The sequence below is a fragment of the Vibrio sp. 970 genome (assembly GCF_033339075.1).
The window spans coordinates 1-866 of record NZ_JAWOTW010000159.1 but is presented as its reverse complement, the minus strand read 5'-3'; the positions used below and the strand labels follow the sequence as shown (position 1 = coordinate 866).

Genomic DNA, 866 nt, shown 5'->3' with positions numbered 1-866 from the left:
TGACAACTCAGCCGGGGGAGCGCATCTCCCGGCTATCCCTACAAGCAAATTTTATAAGCAGTCCTTTATAAACAGTCTCTTATAAACACTTTTTATATACGAATAACGACAAAACGGTATGCACATGTTTAAACGTAATCTTATCTCTTTGGCTATCCTGGTTGGTCTGACGGGTGGCTTGGCTGGCTGTAACAGCGACAACGATTCTTCCTCTTCACTGCCGGGCGATCCAATTGTTGATCTCGCGGTGTTGAAATACGTCGATCCAATGATCGGCACAGCAGCTTCTGGTCATACATTCCCGGGCGCGACGGTACCGGCAGGTATGGTTCAACTGTCTCCAGATACTTTCATCGGTTCTAACACTGATCATGAATCAGGGCTTAACCCTTGGCACTCAGCTTCTGGCTACTGGGATTCATCTAACTACGAAACTGGCGAAGTGGTTAACACTGACGTTCCGCTGTACGGCTTCTCCCATACTCACCTTTCAGGTACAGGCGCAACGGACTTAGGCGACATCTTGGTTCTGCCATACGCAGACATGGCGAACACACAACTGAACTCTTTCGACAAAGCCAATGAAGAAGCAAGCGCAGGCTACTACAAAACCAAGCTAAACCAAGGTCAAATCGAAGTAGAACTGAGCGCAACCAAACGCGTTGGTTTGCACAAATACACCTTTGCTGATGGCGCAGACCGCAACGTGAAGTTCGATTTGGGTCATACCCTAATGAACAACAACGGCAAGTCTTTGAAGAACAAAGTTGAAGTGGTGGACGAATACACCATTCGCGGTCGTAAAACCTCAACAGGCTGGTTCCAAGGGCAAGATCACCAAGATCAAGACATCTTCTTCTATGCGA

Annotated in this window: 1 pseudogene; it reads left to right on the top strand. The window is 47.7% G+C overall.

Annotated elements, in window-relative coordinates:
• Window positions 1–124 precede the first annotated feature (124 nt).
• Window positions 125–866 (top strand): annotated as a pseudogene (locus tag R7Q11_RS25395) (glycoside hydrolase family 92 protein); the annotation flags it as partial.